Source organism: Caballeronia arationis (genome assembly GCF_001544975.2).
Classification (GTDB): Bacteria; Pseudomonadota; Gammaproteobacteria; order Burkholderiales; family Burkholderiaceae; genus Caballeronia; species Caballeronia arationis.
In genome coordinates this window covers 19006-43662 of record NZ_FCOG02000041.1, presented here as the reverse complement: position 1 = coordinate 43662, position 24657 = coordinate 19006, and the positions used below count along the sequence as shown (strand labels likewise).

22 protein-coding genes are annotated in these 24657 nt (G+C 63.8%); 15 read left to right on the top strand and 7 right to left on the bottom strand.

Going from position 1 to position 24657, the window contains the following annotated elements:
* Positions 1-44: 44 nt before the first annotated feature.
* Positions 45-635: a BPSL1445 family SYLF domain-containing lipoprotein gene (locus tag AWB81_RS22975; RefSeq protein ID WP_062638853.1), complete on the bottom strand. Its 591-nt coding sequence runs from the start codon at positions 633-635 to the stop codon at positions 45-47.
* 462 nt (positions 636-1097) lie between these two features.
* On the opposite strand from AWB81_RS22975, the gene AWB81_RS22970 reads away from it, so the two are divergent.
* Positions 1098-1844 carry a glucose 1-dehydrogenase gene (locus AWB81_RS22970; protein WP_062638852.1) on the top strand — a complete coding sequence of 249 codons (747 nt, stop codon included), beginning with the start codon at positions 1098-1100 and terminating at the stop codon, positions 1842-1844.
* Positions 1845-1922: 78 nt separating this feature from the next.
* Entirely contained in the window at positions 1923-3710 is a 1788-nt protein-coding gene (locus AWB81_RS22965; RefSeq protein ID WP_062638850.1) for an amidohydrolase family protein, read from the top strand.
* A 540-nt stretch (positions 3711-4250) separates the two neighbouring features.
* Here the strand turns inward: AWB81_RS22965 and AWB81_RS22960 are convergent.
* Entirely contained in the window at positions 4251-4550 is a 300-nt protein-coding gene (locus AWB81_RS22960) for a lipocalin/fatty acid-binding family protein (RefSeq protein WP_143753724.1), read from the bottom strand.
* Between the two features lie 105 nt (positions 4551-4655).
* The gene (locus AWB81_RS22955) at positions 4656-6641 is read right to left on the bottom strand and encodes a zinc metalloprotease (RefSeq protein WP_062638847.1); all 1986 of its coding nucleotides are present in this window, start codon (positions 6639-6641) and stop codon (positions 4656-4658) included.
* Positions 6642-7327: 686 nt separating this feature from the next.
* On the opposite strand from AWB81_RS22955, the gene AWB81_RS22950 reads away from it, so the two are divergent.
* Genes AWB81_RS22950 through AWB81_RS45800 form a run of 3 tightly spaced genes read left to right on the top strand, consistent with a single transcriptional unit; the run spans position 7328 to position 10845 of the window.
* On the top strand, positions 7328-7747 hold the full coding sequence (locus AWB81_RS22950; protein ID WP_087135133.1) for a hypothetical protein: 420 nt from the start codon (positions 7328-7330) through the stop codon (positions 7745-7747).
* Positions 7744-10647, top strand: a complete 2904-nt coding sequence (locus AWB81_RS22945) for a M14 family zinc carboxypeptidase (protein ID WP_062638843.1) — start codon at positions 7744-7746, stop codon at positions 10645-10647. Before AWB81_RS22950 ends, AWB81_RS22945 begins: the two co-directional genes overlap by 4 nt.
* Positions 10648-10686: 39 nt before the next feature.
* Positions 10687-10845: a hypothetical protein gene (locus AWB81_RS45800; RefSeq protein ID WP_159938925.1), complete on the top strand. Its 159-nt coding sequence runs from the start codon at positions 10687-10689 to the stop codon at positions 10843-10845.
* A gap of 4 nt (positions 10846-10849) precedes the next feature.
* Here the strand turns inward: AWB81_RS45800 and AWB81_RS22940 are convergent, their stop codons facing one another.
* The gene (locus AWB81_RS22940; protein ID WP_062638842.1) at positions 10850-11749 is read right to left on the bottom strand and encodes a LysR family transcriptional regulator; all 900 of its coding nucleotides are present in this window, start codon (positions 11747-11749) and stop codon (positions 10850-10852) included.
* A gap of 148 nt (positions 11750-11897) precedes the next feature.
* On the opposite strand from AWB81_RS22940, the gene AWB81_RS22935 reads away from it, so the two are divergent.
* A complete protein-coding gene (locus AWB81_RS22935; protein ID WP_062638841.1) occupies positions 11898-12881 on the top strand; it encodes an aldo/keto reductase in 984 nt (327 codons plus the stop codon).
* A gap of 48 nt (positions 12882-12929) precedes the next feature.
* Positions 12930-13676, top strand: a complete 747-nt coding sequence (locus AWB81_RS22930) for an SDR family oxidoreductase (RefSeq protein WP_062638840.1) — start codon at positions 12930-12932, stop codon at positions 13674-13676.
* Between the two features lie 50 nt (positions 13677-13726).
* Here AWB81_RS22930 and AWB81_RS22925 read toward each other — a convergent pair whose 3' ends face one another.
* Positions 13727-14788, bottom strand: coding sequence for a LacI family DNA-binding transcriptional regulator (locus tag AWB81_RS22925; protein WP_062638839.1), 1062 nt, complete (start codon positions 14786-14788; stop codon positions 13727-13729).
* A 238-nt stretch (positions 14789-15026) separates the two neighbouring features.
* On the opposite strand from AWB81_RS22925, the gene AWB81_RS22920 reads away from it, so the two are divergent.
* The 5 genes from AWB81_RS22920 to AWB81_RS22900 all read left to right on the top strand — a co-directional run bounded on the left by AWB81_RS22920 (position 15027) and on the right by AWB81_RS22900 (position 20600).
* The gene (locus tag AWB81_RS22920) at positions 15027-16019 is read left to right on the top strand and encodes a substrate-binding domain-containing protein (RefSeq protein ID WP_062638838.1); all 993 of its coding nucleotides are present in this window, start codon (positions 15027-15029) and stop codon (positions 16017-16019) included.
* A gap of 106 nt (positions 16020-16125) precedes the next feature.
* A complete protein-coding gene (locus AWB81_RS22915; protein ID WP_062638837.1) occupies positions 16126-17694 on the top strand; it encodes a sugar ABC transporter ATP-binding protein in 1569 nt (522 codons plus the stop codon).
* A complete protein-coding gene (locus AWB81_RS22910; RefSeq protein ID WP_087135132.1) occupies positions 17687-18700 on the top strand; it encodes an ABC transporter permease in 1014 nt (337 codons plus the stop codon). The genes AWB81_RS22915 and AWB81_RS22910 overlap by 8 nt, the downstream gene beginning before the upstream one ends.
* The gene (locus AWB81_RS22905; protein WP_062638836.1) at positions 18697-19728 is read left to right on the top strand and encodes an ABC transporter permease; all 1032 of its coding nucleotides are present in this window, start codon (positions 18697-18699) and stop codon (positions 19726-19728) included. The genes AWB81_RS22910 and AWB81_RS22905 overlap by 4 nt, the downstream gene beginning before the upstream one ends.
* Positions 19725-20600 carry a sugar phosphate isomerase/epimerase family protein gene (locus AWB81_RS22900; protein WP_062638835.1) on the top strand — a complete coding sequence of 292 codons (876 nt, stop codon included), beginning with the start codon at positions 19725-19727 and terminating at the stop codon, positions 20598-20600. Before AWB81_RS22905 ends, AWB81_RS22900 begins: the two co-directional genes overlap by 4 nt.
* A gap of 91 nt (positions 20601-20691) precedes the next feature.
* Here the strand turns inward: AWB81_RS22900 and AWB81_RS22895 are convergent, their stop codons facing one another.
* Positions 20692-21066, bottom strand: a complete 375-nt coding sequence (locus AWB81_RS22895) for an NUDIX domain-containing protein (protein ID WP_159938924.1) — start codon at positions 21064-21066, stop codon at positions 20692-20694.
* Between the two features lie 298 nt (positions 21067-21364).
* On the opposite strand from AWB81_RS22895, the gene AWB81_RS22890 reads away from it, so the two are divergent.
* Positions 21365-21766 (top strand): hypothetical protein, encoded by a 402-nt coding sequence (locus AWB81_RS22890; protein WP_062638866.1) that lies wholly within the window; start codon positions 21365-21367, stop codon positions 21764-21766.
* Positions 21767-21772: 6 nt separating this feature from the next.
* Here the strand turns inward: AWB81_RS22890 and AWB81_RS22885 are convergent, their stop codons facing one another.
* Positions 21773-23170 (bottom strand): MFS transporter, encoded by a 1398-nt coding sequence (locus AWB81_RS22885; RefSeq protein WP_062638833.1) that lies wholly within the window; start codon positions 23168-23170, stop codon positions 21773-21775.
* Between the two features lie 194 nt (positions 23171-23364).
* Here AWB81_RS22885 and AWB81_RS22880 point away from each other — a divergent pair, with 194 nt between their 5' ends.
* Both AWB81_RS22880 and AWB81_RS22875 read left to right on the top strand, forming a co-directional pair.
* The gene (locus tag AWB81_RS22880) at positions 23365-23673 is read left to right on the top strand and encodes a hypothetical protein (protein ID WP_144444164.1); all 309 of its coding nucleotides are present in this window, start codon (positions 23365-23367) and stop codon (positions 23671-23673) included.
* Positions 23670-24623 carry a 2-hydroxyacid dehydrogenase gene (locus tag AWB81_RS22875; RefSeq protein ID WP_062638831.1) on the top strand — a complete coding sequence of 318 codons (954 nt, stop codon included), beginning with the start codon at positions 23670-23672 and terminating at the stop codon, positions 24621-24623. Before AWB81_RS22880 ends, AWB81_RS22875 begins: the two co-directional genes overlap by 4 nt.
* The last annotated feature ends 34 nt before the right edge of the window (positions 24624-24657 follow it).

Sequence of the window (24657 nt, the reverse complement as noted above, 5' to 3'; positions counted from 1 at the left end):
TTGCCGTGCAGCACACGCCAAGGCTTTTCAGCACCGCGCTTTCGTCAGATCTTGAGAGGCGAAACCTTCGTTCCCGCGAGTGAGACATCCGCCATCAGGCCCGCATTCGTCAGGACGAATGCTTCGACGGGTGCCGTCGCGGTCGTGGAGTCGATTGCGCCGTTCGCTCCTACCTTGACGAGCGCAACCGAAGCGTCGACGCCCGCCGACCAGCCGTCGGTATTGCGCAGCTTGTCGAGTGCTTCCTGCGTCATGAATAGGAAGATGAGTGCCTTCGACTGCGCACCGGCCTGAAAGCCGAACGAGGCCGACGTCGTGCTGTAGTAGCCGACCGTCGCGCCGCTGACCCTCAGCGACCCCTTGCCGTATTGCGCGCCGATGACGAACCCGGCCTGAATCACCGACGGAAACACCAGAATGCCGCGCGATTTCGCGACCAGTTCCTGCGAGCCGCGAACGGTGGCGTACAGGCGCTGGATCGTTGCGTCGACATCGGCGTCGATGGAACGGCGCTCATCGGTGTCGCCTGCGGTTTTCTGGTCACCCTTGTTCGTCGTGGTCGTGCATCCGGCAAGCGCGAGCCCGCCCAGTGCCAACGCGGCCGTCGACTGAACCATGAAGTCTCGTCTTTGCATTCCTTTTCTCCATCGTCAGGTTGAAAGACCCCTATAGCCGGAGCGCCCCGGGTCGGTGGGGTCGGGCCGCATTCGTCGTCATCCGGTCGCGCACGCGGCCGGTCTTCCGGAACCAGCAACCGCGTGCGCAGTTCCATTCCACGCTATTCCTAGCGTAAGACGCTTGTCGAAGAACATGTATTGGGCTTTGGTCCAATATCCCCGGTGCGCGGAACGCGAAAGAAAGCCGATCGCCGGGTCAATTGAATCCGAAACCACGACATTTCCTGCGTTAAGTAAGCTCATGCACCAATGGGCTACAGGCCGATGCGCCGCGGCCGTCCTTCGATTGTTCGTGAAATCCAGCCAATCAATTCGCTCCGGGCGGCTTTATCGCGACCGAAGATATCACTACATTTGCACCATCGCAGGACGGCTGGTTCAGCGTCATGTTCCGTAAGCAGTCTATTGAGGGAAAGAATCATGAGCAAACTCGCAGGCAAAGTAGCGGTCGTCACGGGCGCGTCGAAGGGCATCGGAGCAGCTATCGCCAAGGCACTCGCAGCCGAAGGCGCATCGGTCGTCGTCAACTATGCAAGCAGCAAGGCAGGCGCGGATGCCGTCGTCGCGGCGATCACCGCCGCCAGCGGCCGTGCTGTCGCGGTCGGTGGCGATGTGTCGAAGGCGGCTGATGCGCAAGGCATCATCAACGCAGCCATCGAAACGTACGGACGCCTCGACATTCTGGTGAACAACTCGGGTATCTACGAGTTCTCGCCGATCGAAGAAATCACGGAAGAGCATTTCCACAAGCAGTTCAATACCAACGTTCTAGGCGTTCTCCTCACGACGCAGGCCGCCGCGCGCCATCTCGGCGAGGGCGCGAGCATCGTCAACGTCAGTTCGGTCGTCAGCACCATTACGCCGCCGGCCAGCGCCGTCTATAGCGGCACGAAGGGCGCCGTCGATGCGATCACGGGCGTGCTGGCCCGCGAACTCGGTGCAAGGAAGATTCGCGTGAACTCCATCAATCCGGGCGTGGTGGTCACCGAGGGTACGCATACCGCGGGCATCATCGGGTCCGACTTCGAAACGTCGGCGCTCAGCCAGACTCCGCTTGGCCGCCTCGGCCAGCCGGATGACATAGCTTCGATCGCCGTGTTCCTGGCATCGGACGACTCGCGCTGGCTCACGGGCGAGCATCTGGTCGCGAGCGGCGGCATGCGCTAAGGCGCACGCGCGCGACGGCGCGCATGCCTTTGCCGATTGCCCTAACATCGTGGTCAAGATGTCCAAGGGAGTCCTCACATGGCAAAGGCAGCGCGCCGCTGGTATCCGCTGGCTCCGGACAAGCCGCAAGTCGTAGAGACTGCTGCTGACCGGGCGCGGTCACTGAAAGCGCCCAAGCCCGGGCCCGTCGATCCACTCGATGGAGCCAGACTGGCGCTGGCAGGCCGGGTCGTGACGATGGACGACCGCTTCACGGTGAAAAAGAACGCGGTCGTCTACATCGACAAGGGCAGCATTGTCGCGGTGCGAAACAGGAGCGCCGGCAGTCCCGCCGGGTTCGCGGACGTTGCAATCGTAGAGACGGGCGGCACGATCTTTGCCGGCCTCATCGAACTGCACAATCATCTGAGCTACAACGCGCTGCCGCTGTGGAGCCCGGTGCCACAGCTTTACGGCGACCGCGGACAATGGCCGAGACATCCTGATTACCGAAGGCTCATCAGCGGCCCGATGACGGTCGTCGGTGAGTATCGCGATGCTCGCGGGCAGGCGGCGCTGCTCGCGCCGCTCGTGCGATACGTGGAATGCAAATGCATGCTTGGCGGCGTGACGACGAGCCAGGGCATCATGCTCAACAGCAACGCGGGCGTTCAGCGCTACTACCGCGGCATCCTGCGCAATGTCGAACAGACCGACGATCCGGCGTTATCGGAAGCGCAGGCACGCATCGCGGACGTCGACGCGAAAGACGCCAGATCGTTCCTGGCGCGGCTCGAGAAGGAAGACAGTTGCTACCTGCTGCACCTCGCCGAGGGCATCACGCCTGCGAACGCCACCGAGTCCGTCGCGCGCAAGCACTTTCTGGCGCTGGAAGTCGCGCCGGGCGAATGGGCGATCAACGACCGGCTGACCGCGATCCACGCGGCCGGGCTCGTTCCCGCCGACTTCAAGACGCTCGCGCGCTTTGGCGGGTCGATGGTCTGGTCGCCGCTCAGCAACCTGCTGCTTTATGGCGCGACCGCGCATGTCGATGCGGCTCGCAAGGCAAACGTGCGGATCGGCATCGGCAGCGACTGGTCGCCGTCGGGCAGCAAGAACCTGCTTGGCGAACTCAAGGTGGCATGGCTCTATTCGCAGCATCTGCTCGATGGTCTCTTCAGCGCTCGCGATCTGGTCGCAATGGCGACTCGCGACGCGGCCGCCATCCTCAAGTGGCAGGGCGCGCTAGGAACGCTGGAAGCGGGCCGGCGCGCGGACCTCTTGATCATCGAGGGGAATGCCGGCGATCCATACGAAGCGCTGATCCGCGCGAAGGAGACGTCGATCACGCTCGTGATGATCAACGGCGTCCCGCGTTACGGCCTCCCGGCGACGATGAAGGCACTCGGCGTCGAAGGCGAGGCGCTGAAGGTAGGAGGGCAGGCGCGCAAGCTGTATCTGGAGCAGGCGAGCGGCGATCCCGATGTCGCGAAGGTGTCACTCGCCGCGGCGACGAAAACCCTCAAACGAGCCTTCAGCAGACTGCCTGACCTCGCTCGCGCGATCGAGAAGGCCGGGACCAGTCCGCCTGCCAAACGGCTCGTTGCCTTCGATGCGCCGCGTCCGGTCGTCTGGACGCTCGCGCTCGACGAGATTCGCGATACGGGAATGGATCAGCGGCCACGGTTGCCATTCGACGGACCGCACGATTTCACCGGGCCGAAGCTGGCGCCGGCCGCGTCGAAGTCGACGCCGCTTTCGACCTTGCTCGGTGCGATCGAACTCGATTCGCTGACCGTCGCCGACGATGCGCACTTCCTCGCGCGCATTGCCGCCGAGCCGAACCTCCCCGAGTCGATTCGCTCGGGACTCGCGCAGCTTTACTGACTGCGCCGGTTGCTTGCGTTCCAGCGCTGAAAAGGGCAAAGCCCCGCCCGGTCGAACCGGTGCGGGGCCATGCGTCTTCGTCTGCTGCTGACAACTCCGATGAGTATTGCGTTACGGCCACAGCGAAACTTCGTTGCTGCGTTGCGTCGCTACTGGCATCGGATACCACTACTGCTACTTCGGAAACGACTACAAAGGCTCATGGTACGTCCAGCTTTCTGCAAACAACTGCGACTACTGCTACTGCGAGTGCTGCTGCTACAACTTCGGATCGAACCTGATACGTCACTGCATTACGGTTAAGGATTGAAGGTAAGACCGTTTGCTCAGTCGACTGCTGTTTCTTTCCGCGTGGTGCGTTGTTCTGCACCACGGAAACCAGTTTAGCGCCGTACCCGTGATCCCAATCGGTCCATCTGAGGCGTAGTTCGGCTGCTATTCGGCGAATCGGCGGCTATTCAGGATCACAAATAAGCGTTCGCACGCCGTCGCGGCCTTGCGGGTGCGCAGCGTCAATGTCCTGTCCACCGGCTGCTGCGCTCAACGCTCACGCCGGTAGCCCACTTCGCAACCCGAAGCGTCCGTCACGAGCATGTCGTCTCCGTCGAGGGCATAGGCGTATTCGACCACCGCATCGTTTGCGATCGACAGCGCGAGACGCCCCGGCGCGGGCACCCGCCACGTGCCGCCGTCCCACCAGGTAAATGCGCCGGGTGGCTCCGCTTCACCGAAGTAGAGACCGTTCGGCTCGAAGCGCAGTCGCGCGGCGTACTGGCTCGCGCATTCCCCGGCGCCCGCCTTGCGCCACACACCGACGAGTCTCGCGTCATCGATTGCCATCGCCGCCTCTCCCAGCAAGAGCGTCGTTGCCAGCGCCAACGTGCGCGTCAGCGCACCGGCCGCCATCATCGGCGGCGGGCGCGCAACGCAGCGCCAGAGAACGACTCAGAGCGCATCGACGTTCTTTCTCGCCGCGCTCGACAGAGTCACCTTCTTCGCCTTCGACTTGAGCGTCTTCGCGAGCCCCTTCGCAGTTGCGCCGGACTTCGCGTCATTCTGCACGATGGCCGCGAGCTTGCCGAGTTCGGTACCGCTCATCACGACATCGTCGTCGATGAGGGCTGCCACCGCCTTCACGTCCGGCTTGCGATGCCCGAAGCGGCGGCCGACGCGCTTCGCCTCGACGGCAGCGAAATGCGGCCGCAGGACGGAACACGCAAGCGCGGTCTGGATGGCCGCGATACCGTCGATCAGATGATCGCCGCCGATCGCGAGCACCAGATGCGCGTCGGGTGTCGCAAGCACCGCGTGCGCGGCTGCCGCGTGGTCCGCATCGGCCGCGCCGGTAACCATGACCGTCGTGCCGCCCTCGACGCGGGCGATCATTTCCTCCGCGTCCCAGTGCACCTCGACACGAACTTCATGTACGCCCGGCACGGCGAAGAGCGCGCCCTCGGAGCCGCGCATGAGCGTCATCGAATCCTCGATCGACTCGCCGGGCTGAAGCAGCATGAACGCATGGTCCTCGATGCAGCGCACGACGGTGCGAAACGAGCGCGCGTTGCCCGTCGGATCGACGACCTCGCCGCTGACGAAATCGCCCTTCAGGCTGAGATCGGCGGGCACGCGCATTGGTTGCGCGCTGCGATTCACGAGCCCGATGCCGACTCGCACCGGCGCGCCGATCGGCACTTCACCGAGCAGCGGCGTCACGACGAGCGCGAGGCCGTCCACGTCGACTTCGAGATCGGTCGGGGTGATCGCGGGCGTCGTGCTCGAAGCGCCGCCGAAGGCCACCGCGCCGGGCCGCACGAACGGATCGGGGTAGTGGCGCAACTGCTTCAGGTTGTCCGTGTGATACGACCACTGGATGTTGTTCGGAAACGGATTGGAGGGCGTGCCCCCCGCCGCGATCACGTCGCTCGTGCACATGAAGCCGAAGTCCGCGAAGTTGTGGACGAGTCCCAACGCGTGGCCGATCTCGTGAATCGCCGTGCGAAAGTAGGGCGCTGACGCCGTGCCGAAGCGCTGGCCGCTCACCGTGCCCCAGCCCGGATCGATGGTCCAGTGCGACGGGATGCCGATGCCTTCGCGCGGCACGTTGTTCGAATCGGTGCCGGCTGCGTCGTACATGATGCCGCGCGGTGTCGAGTCGATGTTCTTCACGGCGAGCACGTGATAGCGCCATTCGCGGTCGAGATTGACGGCATCGCGGCTTGCGAGCATGGCCGCGTGCATTTCGGCATCCGACCACGAGTCGCCGCTCGGCTCGGCTACGTTGGTGTCGCTCAGGCGCACGTCGACCTGCCAGCCGAGTTCGTCCATCACGCTCTGCCAGGTGTGGCCCGCGGCGTCGGTCGTGGGCTGCTCGGAGCCGCTGACGGTGTCGATCTCGACGGAGCACCGGCGGTAGTACGGACTCAGCCAGCCCATCGTCAGCCGCCCGACCACGGAACCGGTCGCGTTCTTCACATCGCCCTCTGCGTAGTCGGACGGTGACGGATAGCCGGTCGGCGCAGCCATGCGGATCATGCGTGCGCTGAGCGTCGATTCGAGCGCCCAGCCGTTCGGCGCGGTGTATCGCCACAACTCGAAGCCGAGCGTGAACCCCGCGCCGCGATAGAAGAGTTCGGGCAACGACGTCACGCGCACGTAGTAGCGATAGCGCGAGCGCCGCAGGATCGGGATGCCGTTGGCGGGGTTCGGCGCGCCGCTCAGGATGGGCAGCAACGGTCCGAAGTCGCTCATCGATCCCGGATTCTCGACGGGCCCGGGCGGCACCGGTACAGGGTCGAATGGCGGTATTGGCACAAGGGGAGGAATCGGGTCGATCGGCGGCAGGGTCAGGATGCGCACCGTGCGCTGGTAAAGATCGCCGCTCGCGGTGCGGCCCGCGTTGTGGCACTCGACGCGCAGTGTGCCGTCATACATGACACGCCGTGAGCCCGCGGGACGGTGTTCAGGAGCCAGCAGCCGCAGCGCACGGTGCGGAATTGCGTGACCACGGGACCGAGCACGCCGGAACCGAGTATGCCATCGGCGGCGAGCGATGCGCGCGCAGTGTCATCGACGGGGGTTTCGGTTGCGGGAGGAAGATAGTCGGGAAGTGGCGGGATCGGGGAAGACAAGACGGCCATCGTGAGTACTCCGCGTGGATGTTGCGGTTCGAGCGCATGCAGCCACTGCGGCTTCGAGTCGTTCGGCAATGCGCTCGCCTGCGTTGCCATCGCGGCGCATCATGGCTTCGGGCACGGACCATCGTCGTGATGTCCGGCTGGATCGGCTGCTGTCCCGCAAGCACCCTCGTGTAAGCGAGAATGAATTGCGATGTAAGCTAAAGATAGTCGGCGAAACCGCTGCGGCAAGCTCTTCTGTGCGGCACTGTGGGTTGCCCAACAGTCATCTGCCGCTCGTCGCAAGATGGAAAACGTCCGCTATCGGCTAGATGCAATCCTTTCGGTGGTCTATCGAATTGCCTAAGCTTTCTTTCAACGCGGGCGCCACCGCTCATGGCCGCCGCCCACGTCGCAGGCTTGCAAGGCCGTCTTTCGATGGCCGCCGCTCATCCGAACGACATCCGCCGCGCCTGCGTTTCACGATGACGATCGGAGGTCCGCATGGTCAGCAAATCGAATCCGGGGAAGAAGACCGGCACGTCTGCAGTTCGCAAGACCGCCCGCAAGAGGGCGGCCCCAGGCGATTCGAGCCCGCCTCCTCAACCCCACGACCCGATGGTGCAGGTGCGTCTGATCGCGACCAGCCCGGAAGAACTTAAGCGCTTCATCGAATCCACGCCAATGAAGTTTGCGTGCGCGGGTCCGCGCGTGAACAAGGAGGGCATCGCGACCGCGCACGTGCTGATGAAGGGCAGCACCGCGAAGGAAGCGCAGCGCAGCGATGCCGTGCGGCTCGAGATCATCGCCGATCCCTCGGATATGGCGGACGAAGGCCTGCCCGATGTCGGCAGCGGCAATCGCTTTGAAGATCCGTCCGTGCTGCCCGTGGGGCGCGGCAAGTTGTTGAGGAAGCCATCATGAGCTATCTCAACATCGTCGAAGTCGAATCGGCCATCGCGAATCTGGCGACGGCATATCCCGCGCTGTCAAGCCTCGTCTCGTTACCGAACCCGTCGATCGAAGGACGCACGAGCCATGCGCTGCGCATCTCGAACGGTGGCTTCGGCACGCGCGATGCCGTCATGATGATCGGCGGCGTGCATGCGCGCGAATGGGGAAGTTGCGAGATCCTGATCAACTTCGCGACCGACCTGCTCTCGGCGTATACGAATAACGCAGGCCTGCAGTACGGCGGCAAGAGCTTCACGGCTGCGGCGATTCAGGGCATGGTGAATGCGCTCGAGTTCGTGGTCTATCCGCTCGTGAATCCCGATGGCCGCCTGTATAGCCAGCAACACGATGCCGGGATACTCGACGGCTGGCGCAAGAACCGCAACACGGCATCGAGCGGCGGCGACCCGGACCTTATCGGCGTCGACATCAACCGCAATTACGATTTTCTGTGGGACTTCGCGAGCAAGATGGCGCCGTCCTCGCCGGGCGCGTCTGCCGATCCGGGCGACGAGACCTATCACGGCACGGGCGCCTTCTCGGAGCCCGAGACGCGCAACGTGCAATGGCTCGTCGAAGCGGTGCCACGCACGCGCTGGTTCATCGATGTCCACAGCTATTCGGAACTCATTCTTTACAACTGGGGCGACGACCAGAACCAGTCGAACGATCCGGCGATGAACTTTCGCAACGCCGCATGGGACGGCAAGCGCGGCGTGCGCAACGACGTGTACGCCGAGTACATCCCGGGCGACGACGAAGCTGTGGCCGCCTCGCTTGCGAACCGGATGAAGGCCGCGATTACGGCGGTGCGCGGACGCAACTACACGGCGGAGCCGTCATACGGTCTCTATCCGACTTCCGGTGCGAGCGACGACTACGTCTACGCGCGTCACTGGGAGAATCCGGCGAAGGGGAAGACCTACGGCTTCGTGATCGAGTGGGGCACGCGCTTTCATCCGCAATGGAGCGAGATGGAACTGATCATCGACGACATCTCTGCGGCGCTCGTCGATTTCTGCAGCGCGGCGCCGTGTGCCGGCGGCATCGTCGCGGTCGGTCCGCTCAACACGCGGCTTTCGTTCGTCGATATTCCGGCCGGCACCCAGACCGCGCGTGCGATCGTGTTTTCCGTGCAGACCTGTCAAGCGCTTACGCTTCAGGTGACCGCCGGCCCTGCGCTTACCTCGGGGCCGGGCACGCTCGGTTTGCCGTTCGGCGGGTCGCTCTCGCTGCCTTCCGCGCCCGATGCCACCGCGCGCGAAGTGCGCCTCTGGGTCAGCTACAAGGCGGGCGCGGCGGGCACCAGCGCAGCCGGAAGCGTGACCGTTTCGTGCCCGCAGACGGGCGCGCAATGGGTCATCCCGATCACGGCAAATGCAATCGTCAAGCCGAACGTCGCGTCGATGCTCGTCCTCGACCGCTCGGGCAGCATGGACGATCCATCGGGCATTCCGGGCAAGAAGCGCATCGACGTGTTGCACGATGCCGCGCCGACCTTCGTCGAACTGCTCGGCGATACGGATGGCATCGGCGTCGTTGCATTCGATCAGGACGCGGCATTGCGGCTCGCCGTCACGCAGGCGGGGCCGCTCGGCTTCGGCAGTGGTCGCGTGCAGGGCAAGAGCGCGATTTCGAGTCACCTCACGAATCCGGCAGGCAGCACGTCGATCGGCGACGGCGTCGAACTTGCGCACGACACGCTCGCGGGCACGCCCGGGTACGCGAAGAAGGCGGTCGTCGTCTTCACGGACGGCGAGGAAAACACCGCCAAGTTCATCGCGGACATTGCCTCGAAGATCGACGACCGCGTGTATGCGATCGGGCTCGGGACGGTCGGGCAGTTGAACCCGGTGGCGCTTTCGAAGCTCGTGGGCAACACGGGCGGCTATCTGATGCTGACCGGGCCGCTTGGCGCGTCCGAGCAGTTTCGCGTTGCGAAGTACTACCTGCAGATTCTGAGCGGCGTGGTGAACAGCCAGATCGTCGTCGATCCGGAAGGCTATGTGAGCGGGCGCGACGTCGTGCGCATTCCCTTCGACCTGACCGAAGCCGATACGTCGGCCGATGTCGTCCTGCTTTCGCCGCTGCGGCGCTATCTCGACTTTCGCGTCGAGACGCCCGCGGGCGAACTGATCGATCCGCTGTCGGTATCGTCGCTCGTCGATTCGGCGTTCGTGCCCGGAACGGGGCTCGATGCCTACCGGCTCTCGTTGCCGGCGATCTGGCCCACGCATTCGGCGCACGCCGGCCGCTGGTATGCGCGGCTCGCGCTCGGCGGGGCAACGGGGCCGGGCATCGGCGACGTGCAGCGCGACCTCGATGTCGATCGCAGCCGCTTCGTCTCGCATGGCGTGCCGTTCAGCGTCACGGTGCAGGCGCAGTCGTCGCTTGCAATGTCCGCCGATACGAGCCCGCGACGAGCGGTGCCCGCGACGGTCATCGATCATCGCGTGACCTTGCGTCAACTCGACCTGCCGCTCGACACGCCGGCTTTCGTGGTCGTGGAAGCGACCGATCCGGGCGGGGCGACGAGCACGGTGAAGCTCGATCCCGCCGCGCCCGGAGCATTCGTTACACAGACCGACGCGCCGGTCGCAGGTGTCTATACGTTCCGGTACGTGGCGCGTGGCAGGAGCTTCGCAGGCGTGCCGTTCATGCGCGAACAGGTGCGCACGGTCGGCGTCTGGGCGCAAGGCGACGATCCGCCACCGCGTTCCGGATCGGGCAAGGATGGCGAAGGGTGTTGTGGCGACGTCATTCGCTGCCTGCTTGAAGACCGCGGCGTCAGGGAGTTGATGAAGCGCTATGGCATCGATGCGGAAGGTCTGGCCAAGTGCCTGAAGAAGGCACGCGAAGCAAAGGGATGACGCTAAGCCACGAGCGGCACCAGGAATGGCGGACCGGCAGTGCCCGCTGCGCATGGCCTGACGACGTTGCAGATGGGGCAACCCGCCAGCTTCGGTCCGACCTGGAACTTCGGCCCCAATGGAACCTGGGTGATGCCGGCGGGCGCCAGGCATCCGTTTCTTCAATGGCAGGGGGCGTCGACGGTTGCCGCGCCGTAGACGACTAGCACCGCGCGGCCCACTCGCGCACCGCTTGCGCAAACAGTCTGAGCGCGGTCGGAGGGAACCGGTTCGCCGGATAATAAAGACAGAGGCCCGGAAAGGCCGGACTCCACTCGGGAAGCAATTGCCTGAGCCGGTCCGAGGCCAGGTGCTCTTCGGCCAGATAGTCGGGCACCCAGGCGACGCCGATTCCGCCCAATGCGGCTTCCACCATCAGGTTCAGATTACCGAGCGTAATCGGGCCCTGAACGTCGATGCTCGCACTCTTGCCGCGATGTTCGAGGTCCCAGCGATAGAGCGCGCCGCTTTCGAACCGGAAACGGATGCACCGATGCTTCGTCAGGTCATGCGGCGCCTTCGGCGGCTTGTGATGCGCGAGATACCCCGGCGATGCCACCGCGATGAACCGCATGTCGGGCCCGAAGCGGATCGCGACCATGTCGCGGGGCACGTCCTGCAGGACCCGGATTCCGGCATCGAAGCCGTCGGCGACGATATCCACGAGTCGCGTGTCGACGACGAACTCCACGTGGATGTCCGGATAGGCCGCGAGAAAGTCCGGCAATACGTTCCGTACCAGAGACTTCGCTGCGGATTCGGACGCGCTGATGCGGATCGAACCCGAAGGACGGTCGCGTTCGGACGCGACTTCGTTCACGGCGTCTTCGAGATCGGCGATAGCGGGTCCGACGCGTCGCAGGAGCTGCTCGCCGGCTTCGGTCAGCGCGACCGAGCGAGTCGTGCGGTTGAACAATCGCACGTTGAGCCTCGTTTCGAGTCCACGTATGGTGTGGCTGAGCGCGGACGGCGACACGCCCAGCACGCGCGCTGCCGCGCTGAAGCTGCGCTGATTGGCGATGGCGACGAAGACCGTGAGTTCGGACAAGCTTGCGCGCGACATATGTGAATTTTTCTCAATACCTCATGCAATTGTAGCCGTATTGTTGAGCATGGCATACGAGTCTATGCTTCTCTGGTCGACAGCAATCATCTTGCATGGGACCAGAGTAAGCGCTAAAGCGCTAACTCTGGTCGACAGGAGAAACGGTATGCAAAAGCGCAAACTCGGAAACAGCGGTCTCGAAGTGTCGGCCATCGGCCTCGGCTGCATGGGGCTGAGCTTCGGCTATGGTCCGGCGACCGAGAAGACACAGGGTATCGAACTCATCCGTGCGGCCTTCGAGCGGGGCGTTACGTTCTTCGACACCGCCGAGTGCTATGGCCCGTTTGTCAACGAAGAGCTGATGGGCGAAGCGGTCGCGCCGTTTCGGGATCAGGTGGTCATCGCCACCAAGTTCGGCTTCACGGACGGAGACTCGAAGCAGCCTCTCGACAGCCGTCCGGAGCGCATTCGAGCCGTGGCAGAGGCGTCGCTCAAGCGTCTGAAGACCGATCGGATCGACCTGTTCTATCAACATCGTGTGGATCCGAACGTGCCCATCGAGGACGTCGCCGGCACCGTCAAGGATCTGATCCGCGAGGGCAAGGTCAAGCATTTCGGCCTGTCCGAGGCGGGCGCGCAGTCGATTCGCCGCGCTCACGCCGTGCAACCCGTGGCCGCTTTGCAAAGCGAGTACTCGATGTGGTGGCGCGAGCCGGAAACGACCGTGCTCCCGACGCTCGAGGAACTGGGCATCGGCTTCGTGCCGTTCAGCCCGCTCGGCAAGGGCTTCCTGACCGGGGCGATCGACGCCAACACCACGTTCGACAAGACCGACTTCCGCAACGTCGTGCCGCGCTTCTCCGAGGAAAACCGCAAGGCGAATGCGGGTCTCGTCGAGGTGGTCGGCAAGATCGCGGACACCAAAGGCGCGACGCGCGCGCAGATCGCGCTGGCCTGGCTGCTCGCGCAAAAACCGTGGATCGTGCCGATTCCGGGCACGACCAGGCTGCATCGTCTGGAAGAGAACGTCGGCGCGGCTGCGGTCGAATTGTCGGCTGAGGACCTGTCCGCCATCGAAAGCGCGCTGCAGCAGATCAAGGTGGTGGGCGACCGCTACCCGGCGCATCTCCAGCAACGCGTCGATCGCTGATCTTCAAGCGTCTGCGATAGAGTTCAACGTAAGCGAGCAACCGAAACCATGAGCAACAACATCGAAGGAAAAGTCGTCGTCATTACGGGCGCGAGCAGCGGGCCGGGCGAGGCGACCGCCCGGCATCTGAGCGCGCAGGGTGCGTGCGTCGTGCTGGGAGCGCGGCGTGCCGGGCGCATCCAGTCGCTGGCGGACGCCTTAATCGCGAGCGGCGGCAGGGCGCTCGCCGTGACGACGGACGTCACCCGTTTCGACGACGTCAAGCGACTGGTCGCGGCCGCGGTCGAGCATTTCGGCCGCATCGACGTGATGATCAACAATGCGGGATTGATGCCGCATTCGCCGCTGGAGCGTCTCAAGGTCGAGGACTGGGATCGCACGATCGACGTGAACATCAAGGGCGTGCTGTACGGAATCGGCGCGGCGCTGCCCTACATGAAGCAGCAGAAGGCGGGGCACATCATCAATGTGTCGTCCGTGGCCGGACACAAGGTCCGCCCGGGCAGCGCCGTCTATGCGGCGACCAAGAGTGCCGTCCTGATGCTTTCCGAAGGGCTGCGTCAGGAAGTCAAACCCTACGACATTCGCACGACCGTGATCTCGCCCGGCGCGGTGGCGACCGAGCTTCCGAGCAGTGTCACCGAGCCGGACGTCGCCGAGAACGTCAGGAAGTTCTATGAGGAAAACGCGATCCCGGCTGAGTCATTCGCGAATGCCGTCGCGTTCGCGATCGGCCAGCCCCCCGATATCGACGTGAACGAGATCCTTTTCAGGCCGACTCGTCAGGAGCTTTGACCGGTTCCAACAAGAAGCGAAGCCTTGAGCCGTCACCTGGACGGCTCGAGTCACGCGGTCTCGATCGTCCTTTCCTCCTCGCCGGACATCGGCCCGAAGCCCGTCGGCACAATCACGAGCGGGTGGTCGGACGAGGCGCTTCCGTCATGCGCATCGGCCAGCGCGAAGGCTTCTGAAATGATCCTCTCCACGTCCTGACGCATCATCGTCACCTCGAAGGGCAGATGGGCGGCAAACGGGTCCCAGTCGAAGCAGCCGACCACCGCCGAATGCCAGTCTTCCCGCGACAGGCGTGATGCGAACTGCACGAGTCCTTCAAACGCGGTGATCGAGTTCATCAGCAGGCCATCGGGGAGCCGGCCGAGAGCCTCGTAGCGACGCGCGACGGCTTGCCGCGCAGAAGATGCGTCATAGCCGAAGCACTCGACGGCATCGGCCGCAGGTTCCAAACCCCGGGCCGCGAAGGCATCGCGAAACCCGGCGATGCGCATGTCCGTTGCGTATTCGTCGACGACTCCGCCGAGGAACACGAGTTCCTCGGGCGATGCACCCCGGGCGATCATCTTGTCGATCAGGGCCTCGGTGAGCGCGCGGGCGCCGCCACGGTTGTCGGAGACGACGGAGGGCGCGTCGGCGCCGGGCAGGTCCACGTTGATGCAGGTGATCCCGGCCGCCTGACACAGCGCGTTGAGCGGAGACGGATCGCGCACGCCCGCGATGAACAGCACTTCGACGCGTTGCGAGAGAAGGGTCTCGGTCACGCTCATCTCGACTGACGGATCGCGCTGGGTACTGACGACGATGGGGCACAGTCCGCGGCTTCTCGCCTGCTCCTCGAAGGTCTCGGCGAGCCCCGCGAAGAAACGGTTCCGGTAGTGCGGCAGGATCATGCCCGCCAGTCCCGAGCGCGAGAGCCGCAGCCCGCGCGCCTTCATGTTGACGTTGTAGCCAAGTTGCTGCGCGCTCGCCAGGATGCGGTTGGCGGTTTCTTCCTTGATGCGGTAGCGCGTCCACGTGCCGTTGAGCACCATACTCACGGCGGACGTCGACGATCCCGTCGCCTTCGCGATGTCGTAAATCGTGGACTTGCGTCCTGACTTGTTGCGGACCATCTGCCGTTCACTCCAAAAGCACGCCCGTTCTCACTTTACAGAAGCCGGACACCGTCCGGCGCAGGCTCGATGGCAGGGTATTTACCCGATTGACCCCTATGCTAAATGGATTCAGCATCCGTGTCACTGAATGCTGAATGGATTTAGCAAACACGTTAGGTTCAGCAGGCAGCAAGAACTTCCCACCACCCAAATTGGCCGTTCGGCGACGGTCGCCAGCGGTTCAGCGGAGGAGACAATGTCGAAGAAACTCGTACGCACCCTGTTTGCGGGAGTCGTTGCGCTCGCGCTGTCAGCCGGCCTCGCTTCGGCTTCGCCTGACAAGCCGGTCATCGGCGTGGTCGTGAAGATCGGCGGCATTCCCTGGTTCAACGCGATGGACGCCGGGATCAAGCAGCAGGCCGAGAAGCTCGGCGTGAAAGCCTTCATGGTGGGCCCGACGAGTGCCGACCCGGCGCTCCAGGTGCGCGCAATCGAGGACCTGATTGCCCAGAAGGTCGACGTGATCGGCGTGGTGCCGAACGATGCCGAGGTACTGGAGCCGGCGTTGCAGCGGGCGCGGGCAGCGGGCATCAAGGTCATCACCCATGAGTCGCCGAAGCAGAAAAACGCCGACTGGGACTTCGAACTCGCGTCCGTCAAGGGCTTCGGCGAAGCGTACGCAAAGAAGCTGGCCACCGCGCTGGGCGGGAAGGGCGAATACGCGGTCTTCGTCGGATCACTGACCGTGCCGCTTCACAACGCGTGGGCCGACGCGGCCATCGCTTACCTCAAGGCCAACTATCCGGACATGAAACTGGTCGGCGACCGTTATGGCGTCGCGGAGGACGTGGATGCGTCGCGCAAGACCGCGCTCGATCTGATGCGCGCCCATCCCAACCTGAAGGCGATCCTCGCGTTCGGCAGTCAAGGCCCAATCGGGGCGGCGCGCGCAGTCGCGGAGAGGCAGGCGAAAGGGAAGGTGCTCGTGCTCGGGCCGTTCTCGCCGGGACAGGGCAAGCGTCTCGTCCACGACGGCGTCCTGACCGGCGGCTACATGTGGAATCCGAAGCAGGCGGGCGAAGTGTTCGTGACGCTGGGCGTGATGGTCGCGAAGGGCGAGCCGATCAAGGACGGCACGAATATTCCGGGTCTCGGCGTCGTTCATCCCGATGGTCATAACCTGATCGTCGACCAACTGGTCGAACTCAATGAGAAGACGGTCGACGACCTCGCGAAGTCGGGTCTCTGAGCGCAACGTCTTGGTGGAATGCGTGAAGAGCCGCACGACGGCTCTTCACTGACAAACCGTGCGTCGGATCAGGCGGCCCGCAACTCGGCAGCATTGGAGCGTTCCCATGACCACAGCAGCTTCCCCGGATCACCACGCGTTGCAGCCGGACCTGGCGGGTGGTGCGGCGATTCCCGTCGACGCCGGTCGCGCCGAACTGCTCAAGCTCGACAACATCTCCAAGATATTCGGTGGCGTGAAAGCGCTGCAGTCGGTGAAGTTCGACATCATGCCGGGCGAGGTGGTCTGCCTCGCGGGCGAAAACGGCTGCGGCAAGAGCACGCTGATCAAGGTCATCAGCGGCGTCTATCAGCCGGAAGCCGGCGCCGTGATGCTGATGGACGGCCAGTCGATCGAAGGACTCGATCCGGCGAAGGCGCGCGACCTCGGAATCCAGGTGATCTGGCAGGACCTCGCACTGTTTCCCGAGATGACCGTCGCGGAGAACATCGCATTCGAACAGAATCTCGGGCCGCGTCCGCGCCTCGTGAACTACCGGCAGATGAAGGACGCGGCGCGCCGCATCCTGGAGCGCCTTGGCGTCGCAATCAACCTCGACCGCTCGGTGCGGACGCTGTCGATCGCTCAGCGACAGACCGTCGCGATCGCGCGGGCGCTCGTCGCAGACGCGCGCCTCGTGTTCATGGACGAGCCGACCGCCTCGCTGTCGCATGCCGAGACCGAGGCGCTGCTCGCGGTCGTCCGGCGACTTTCGGCGGACGGGATCGCGGTCGTCTTCGTGAGCCACCGGCTAGCCGAAGTGCTCGACGTATGCACGCGCGTGACCGTCCTGCGCGACGGGCAGTACGTCGGGACCTTCCCGACCGCCGGCATGACACAAACCCGGCTCACCGAACTCATGACCGGGCGCACGTTCGACTATGCGGTGCGGAGCATGGATCTCTCGGCGGCGCCCGTCGTGCTGCAAGTCGACGGCCTGACGCGTCGGGGCGAATACGACGGCGTGTCGCTCTCAATCAGGAAAGGGGAAATCCTGGGCCTCACCGGCCGGCTCGGCGCGGGACGAACCGAACTCGCGCTGACGCTCTTCGGCATGTCGCCAGCGAGTTCCGGTTCGATCCGGCTCAATGGGGAAGCATTGTCGCTGCGCTCCAACCGGCAGGCGATCCGCGCGGGCATTGCGTATGTGTCGGAAGACCGTCTCTCGCTTGGACTGGTGCAGCCCCAGTCGATCGGCGACAACACCATCGCCGCCGTGCTCGACAACCTGCTCGGCCCGACGCATCTGATCGATCCGGCCAAGCGCGGCGCACTGATCAACGACTGGATCAGGAAGCTGGCCGTCAAGATCGGCAAGCCGGAGGACGCGGTGTCGACGCTCTCGGGCGGCAACCAGCAGCGCATCGTGCTCGCCAAGTGGCTCGCGACCAACCCGAAGCTGCTCATTCTCGATTCACCGACGGTCGGCGTCGACGTGGGCGCCCGGGCCGGAATCTTTGCGATCATCCATCAGCTCGCGGCACAGGGCATGGCGATCCTCCTGATCTCGGACGAGATTCCCGAGGTCTACTTCAACGCGGACCGTATCCTGCACATGCGCAATGGACGCATCGTGGCGGAGTACACGCCGGGCGCCACCACGATGGACCGGATCGAAGGAGACGTCCATGCCTGATCTGCGCAAATGGGGGATCGGTTCGGTCGAGGCGCTCTTGATCCTGCTCATCGCCGCGATGATGATCGGTCTCAGCGTCTCGACGACGACCTTTCTCACGCTGCCCAACCTGTTCGATCTGCTCAACCAGAGCTCGGTCAACATCATCTTCGCCGCCGGGCTGCTCGTCGTGCTCATCGCGGGCGGCATCGACATCTCGTTCGCGGTGGGCGCGTCCGTGGTCCAGTATCTGACCGCGCTGACGGTCATCCAGCTCGGCGGCGGAAACTGGGCGATCGGCTTCGTCGCGGCGGCCGTGTTCGGCTTTTTGCTGGGCGCCATCAATGCCACGATCATCTACCGGTTTCGCATCGTCTCGATCGTGGTGACGATTGCGACCTTCAACGTGTTCTTCGGCGGCCTGATGTTCCTGACGGGCGGGGTCTCGATCTACGACCTGCCGGACTGGTGGACGCATCGCGTTTCGCTGATCCAGCTGAAGACGTCGAGCGGCGTCGCGGATCTCGCGCTGCCTGTCGCGGTGATGGTCGTCATGGTGGCGGCCACCTGGTTCCTGCTGCGCCGCACGACCACGGGGCGGCAACTCTATGCGATGGGCGACAACCCGGAAGCGGCGCGCCGGGTCGGGATCAACATCGGCACGATGCACTATGTCGCGTTCGGCTGGCTGGGGATTATGGCCGGCATCGCCGGGCTCATGCAGGCCCACTACGTGCAGGAAGTGGTGCCCAACGCGCTGTACGGCCGCGAACTCGATGTGCTCGCTGCCGTGGTGCTCGGCGGCGCGCGCCTTGGCGGCGGACGCGGCACGATCCTTGGCGCCATCCTCGGCATTCTGCTGACCGCCATCACGGCGAACGGGCTGAACCTGCTCGGCATCTCGCCGTACGCGTTCAAGATGATCATCGGCGCCATCATCCTGATTGCCATCACCATGTCGAGCGGCGGCTTTGCGAAGCTCGTCGGATCGCGGTTCAATTCGCCACGCGCGGAGGCAAGATCATGAAACTCCTGTCGTCTCAACGCTCCGGCGTGCCGATCGTGCCTCCCGATGTCGTCGGTCTGCTCGGATTTCTCGCCTTCGTGATCGCGGTCATGAGCTTTGCCTCCGATCGCTTCTTTTCCGCCAGCACCTTCGTCTCGGTGGCCTTTCAACTGCCGGAACTGGGGCTCTTCACGCTCGCGATGCTGATGCCGCTGATCTCGGGCGGCTTCAATCTCGCAGTGACTTTCACCGCCAATATCGCCGGGCTGACGATGGCGTGGGTGCTCCACTCGCAAGGCGGCGCGGACGCGGGCGCAGGCGCCATCGCGCTCGGGATTGCCGCAGCGCTCGCCACGGGCGCCGCTGCCGGCTGGGTGATGGGCGCGATCATCGCGCGCACCGGCGCGAGTCCGATCCTCGTCTCCCTGTCGATGATGATCTTCCTGCGCGGGCTGGGCGAATTCCTGACGCACGGCGGCGACATTTCCGGCTTCCCGCCTTTCGTGCGCGAGATGGGAAATGGCCTGTTGTTCGGTGTGCCGATCCCGCTCTGGATCTTCGCCGGATGCGCGGCGCTCTGGCATGTCGTGATGACGCGTTCGCGACTCGGCTTCGCCACACGCATGATCGGCTCGAACCTGGAGGCCACCCGCTATTCGGGGATCGCCACGACGCGTGCAGTCACGCGCATCTACATGCTGTCCGGCCTGATGTGCGGCGTTGCCGGCGTGGTGATGGCGGCGCGCTTCAACTCGGTACGCGTCGGTCATGGTGAGGCGTTCCTGCTGATCGCCGTGCTGGCCTGCTTCCTTGGCCGCGTCGATCCGTTTGGCGGCTTCGGACGCGTCGTGCCGGTCGTGATCGCGCTCGTGATCCTGCAGGTGATCGCATCGGGCCTGAACCTGCTCGGCGCCAACCAGCACCTCGCCACGGCCTTGTGGGGCGTGTTCTTGCTTGCCGTGATGCTCATCCGCTGGGCGTGGGCGAACGGTTTTTTTCAGTCCTTGGTCCGCAGACGCGTGACCGCTTCGGGAGGAGTCGCACAATGAATACGCTGGGTGTTCACGCATTGGTATGGGCCGGCGATCTGACGCCGGAGTCGACGCGCAAGGTCATCAGCCAGACCAGGGAGGCCGGGTTCGACCTCGTCGAACTGTCGCTGCACGGGCCCAAGGTCATGGATCTTGCGATGACCCGCGATCTGCTCCAGGAGTACGGACTTCAGATCGGATGCTCGCGCGGCCTGACGCTGGACGCCGACGTATCAAGCGACGATCCGGCGACGGTCGCGCGCGGCCTCGCGCTGCTGGAAGAGGGCATCGGCATCACCGCGGAACTCGGCGGCAATTACTTCGGCGGCATCCTGTACGGCGCGATGGCGAAGTACGGACAGCCGCTTACCGCGCAGGGCCGCCGCAATGCGGTGGATTCGCTCAAGCGTATCGCCGACTTTGCGCTGAAGAAGAACGTCACGCTCGGGCTCGAAGTGGTGAACCGCTATGAAAGCAATCTGCTGAACACGGCATCGCAGGCGCTCGCCATGCTGGACGATGTCGGCGCGCCGAACGTCGTCGTGCATCTCGACACGTATCACATGAACATCGAGGAGTCGGACTTCATGCAGCCGGTGCTCGCGTGCGGCAAGCGCCTGGGCTACGTTCACATCGGCGAAAGTAACCGGGGTTATCTCGGCTCCGGGACGATCGACTTCGCGCAGTTCTTCCACGCGCTCGCGATGATCGACTATCAGGGCGTGGTCACGTTCGAGAGCTTTTCGTCGACCGTCGTGAACGAACAGTTGTCCAACGCGCTGGCGATCTGGCGCAACCTGTGGGACGACAGCATGGATCTGGCGACCCATGCACGTACGTTCATCGCGGGCGGGATCAACGCCGCAGCGAAGGCGCGGGCCCATCACTAGACGGGCTTCCGAACGTGCACGGCAAACGCGATGCGCTGGACGGCATGAAGCCGATCCAGCTGGCATCGCGTTGCGCAATCGGCCCGCCGCGCTAGCCGAGCACGGGCGCCTTCGAGAACGCACGCGCCACGATGGCACGCGTGCCGGGCGTCGTGCGCCAGTCGAACAATTCGCGATGATCGACCCATTGCACCGAATCGACCTCGAGGCCCGACCGCACGCGAGCATGGTCCGGAATGACCATGCGATACACGTGATGCACGTGATGCGCCGAAACATGTTCGAAGAGGAACGCGGCGGCTCGCGCCTCGACTCCGGTTTCTTCATACAACTCGCGGATGGCCGCAATGATGGACAACTCGTCGTGCGCGACGGAGCCGCCCGGCAGCAGCCACATGCCCGTGTATTCCCTGACCATCAAGACCGCGCTATGGCGGATCACCAGTCCTGTCGCTCGGATTCTCATCGTATTGTTCTGTAGATTTCCGCGCTGCCACGTTCCGCACGGGGTTCCTTCGCAAGCGGCCACGGACACTTGCGAGGACTGCGACATCGACGATAGCTCATCTGCCACCGGCTTTCAGTTCGATGATGCTCGAACGGTTATCCCATGGTTCCGGAAGCGCGAGAATTAGAAATATCCCTGCCGCCTTCAATGTTTCTGGGTGGCGCACACCGCCTGTGGTTTGGCGTCCGGGATGCGGCTTCGCGATCCATAATGGAAGATGGTCCGCGATGACACAAGCATCGATGGGGAATACACGATGTCGAGCGATTGGAAACGCCGCGTCAGGCTGTTCGTCCAGCGCTTCTGGCAGCCGACCAGTGCATGCATGACCTGCATGCCGGGAAGCTGGGGCAATGTCTTGAGCCTGGGGCACTGGACGGTAGCATTGCAGACCGGGCTCTTTACCGGAATCCTGGCCGTGGTCCTGACGTTCACGCCGGCGTCGAAGCTCTACGCTCACCGATACGGCAATGCACTCGTGGTCGGCCTGCTCACCATGCTGGGCGACGCCTATTCGCATGTGAATCACTACGGCATTCCCTATGCCGAGGCTGTCGTGACGGGCGTGATTTCGGGTCTGCTGACCCTGGCTGGCTCATATCTCTTCGAAGACCGCGCCCGCCGTCTTCGGGCGGCATGGGCGCGGATTTTCGGGTAGCGCTTCCTAGCCCCGCTTGCGCGCTTTCGTGCCGTCTGCCTGAACTGCCAGCGGTTCGGCAACGGTCAGGAGCAGCACCAGGCAGAGTGCGGCCGTCCCGACCATATACAGGAACACGCTGGTCCAGCTATAGCGATCCAGCAGGATGCCGACCGCGAGCGGAGCACAGGCGCCGCCGATCTGGCCGACGCAGTTGACGATGCCGAATGCAGTCGGATACGTCGATTTGGTCGCGAGGCCCATCGGATAGGCAGAGTAGCCTGCGAAACCGATACCCAGCATGAGCCCCGACATGATGAGCGTCACACCGAGATAAGCGACGCTATCCGGCGCATCGATCAGCAGCACCATCATGATGACGGTGCCGAGTGCGCCCAGCATCATCATCGGCTTGCGCCGGCCGCCGAGCAGGCGATCGGAGATCACGCCCCCGAGCATGTTGCCTGCCACGGCGCCAATGAACGGTGCTGATGCGAGAAAGCCCATCTTCACGGAAGCGAACCCTTTGACCGTGACGAGATAGGTCGGAATCCAGGACATGAAGATGTTGCTGATGCCGATCATGCAGCCGTAGCCGATCGCTACACCCAGGATATTCCATGAGCGAAAGACCTGGCGAATCGTCTCCAGTTGCGGAACCTGCTTCGTGCGGTTGATCGCGTCGAGATAGGGCATTGGCGTTGCGCGGGCGGCGCGCGCCGATTTCGTGTCACTGCCGTTCGCGGGCGTCTCGTCGAGAATGTACTGACGCTCGGCGGGGGAACAGAAGCGGTTCTCGCCGGGCGAATTCGTCACCAGCACCATCCATACGATGGCAAAGAGGATGCCGGGGATGGCGAAGACATAGAAGATCTCCCGCCATCCCCACAACTGGATCACGACGATACAGACCGAAGGCACGATCAGCGGACCCAGCTTGGACGCGGCAATCCACAGGCCGGTCGCCGTGCCTTTTTCCTTCGCGGGAAACCACCGGTTGATCACGTTTGTGCAGCCGATCCCAAGCGGTCCTTCCGACAATCCCAGGCCGACACGGTACGCCTGCAGCAGGAACACGGACGACGTCGTGCCCATCAGGCCCGTGAAGATCGAGGTCAGGATCATGAAGATCGAGAACAGGAACCCGGTCGTCTTTTCGCTGAGCCGCTTGTAGATGAGACCGACGGGAATCTGCACGAAGCCGTACGCGAACGAGAACAGACTGACGATCAGTCCCGCCTCGGTATTGGTGATGCCATATTCCTTCTTCAGGTATGGCAAGGCGATGCCGAAGTTCGCGCGGTCGGCGCAGGCGATCGCCCAGATGCAGAATATGAGCCCCATGACCACCCATCGATGGCGGGTTCGTTTCTCCGTGAGGGGCTCCGCTTTCGCGGAGATGGCCACGCCGTCAGCGTTGTTCATTTGAATTCCTCCCGATAGCCCGGCGTCGGCGACGCATCGCCGCGAGCGCGGATGCCGTCTTCGTCGTGCGAGCAAGCCGACTGCGCAAAGTGCACAGCCTCGATGTGTGGCGCTGAATCTAGTCGGCGCGTTTCCGGCAAGGCTCGAAGGCTGGCGATGTCCCGAGCGAAGGGGCATCGATGCAGGAGGGGAATGTGATGCGACTTGAATTCATGCTGTTGTCTCCGGATCTGGGCTATGAGGGCTTTTATTATTTTTTGATTTCCGACGCTTCGAATTGTGGCGATTCGGATATATGCCGTCTAATCTTTTATTGCTATTACCTGATGCTCGGATTGAATCGATACGACACGCCGACTCGTGGATCAACTGATAGCGTTTTGGGATTGGACGCGCTTGCGGAAAAAGACGATCATCCGCCCACATTGCGATGGCCCACGTGCTTCAAGGCGTGCGTGCAGCGCATCCGCGCAATCTTCGATCCCAAGGAGTGCCTCAATTGAAACCGAGCATCTTGCAACTTAATCCCATCCTCGTTCCGGCCATCAACGACAAACTGCGCGAGCTTTATACCGTGCATCGCCTGTTCGAACAGGACAACAAGGACGCTTATATCCAAGAGCACGGCGCTTCGATCCAGGGCGTGATAACCGGCGGGCACACGGGTATTTCAAACGAGCTCATCGAACGGCTTCCGGCTTTGAAGGTCATCGCGGTGAACGGCGTCGGAACGGATGCAGTCGATCTCGGCTTTGCGCGTGCACGCGGTCTTCCCGTCACCGGCACGTTCGGTGCGCTGACCGAAGACGTGGCCGACCTCGCCATCGGCCTGATGCTTGCCGTCTGTCGCGAGATCTGCGCGGGCAACGAATTCGTGAAGACGGGAAGCTGGGTCAGGAATCCGCATCCGGGCGCGCTGCCGCTGTCCCGACGCCTGAGCGGCAAGCGCGTCGGAATCGTCGGCATGGGCAAGGTCGGCCGCGCCATTGCGCAGCGGGTGTCCGCGTTCAACTGTCCGGTTTCCTACACCGATTTGCGCCGCATGGAGGACCTGCCCCATCAGTTCGTTCCCGACCTCTTGTCGCTCGCCCGCGGCTGTGACTTCCTCGTGTTGTGCGCCGCTGCCGACAAGGCGCACGGCATCGTGAACGCCGCCGTGCTCGATGCGCTGGGGAAAGACGGCTATCTCGTGAACATCGCGCGCGGCAAGCTGGTCGTGGAAGAAGATCTGGTCGAAGCGTTGACGAACGGCGTCATTGCAGGCGCGGGCCTCGATGTGTTCGTCGACGAACCGAACGTCCCGTCCGTGCTTTTCGGCATGGATCGCGTGGTGCTGCAGGCGCATCGTGCGAGCGCCACGGTGGAGTCGCGCACCGCGATGGGCGAGATGGTGCTCGCAAGTCTGGCTCAGGCTCTGGCGGGCGAGCGACCCGAGGGCAGCCTGACGACGTGAGAGGAGGCGCAATCAAGCCGCGCCGCGAAGCCTT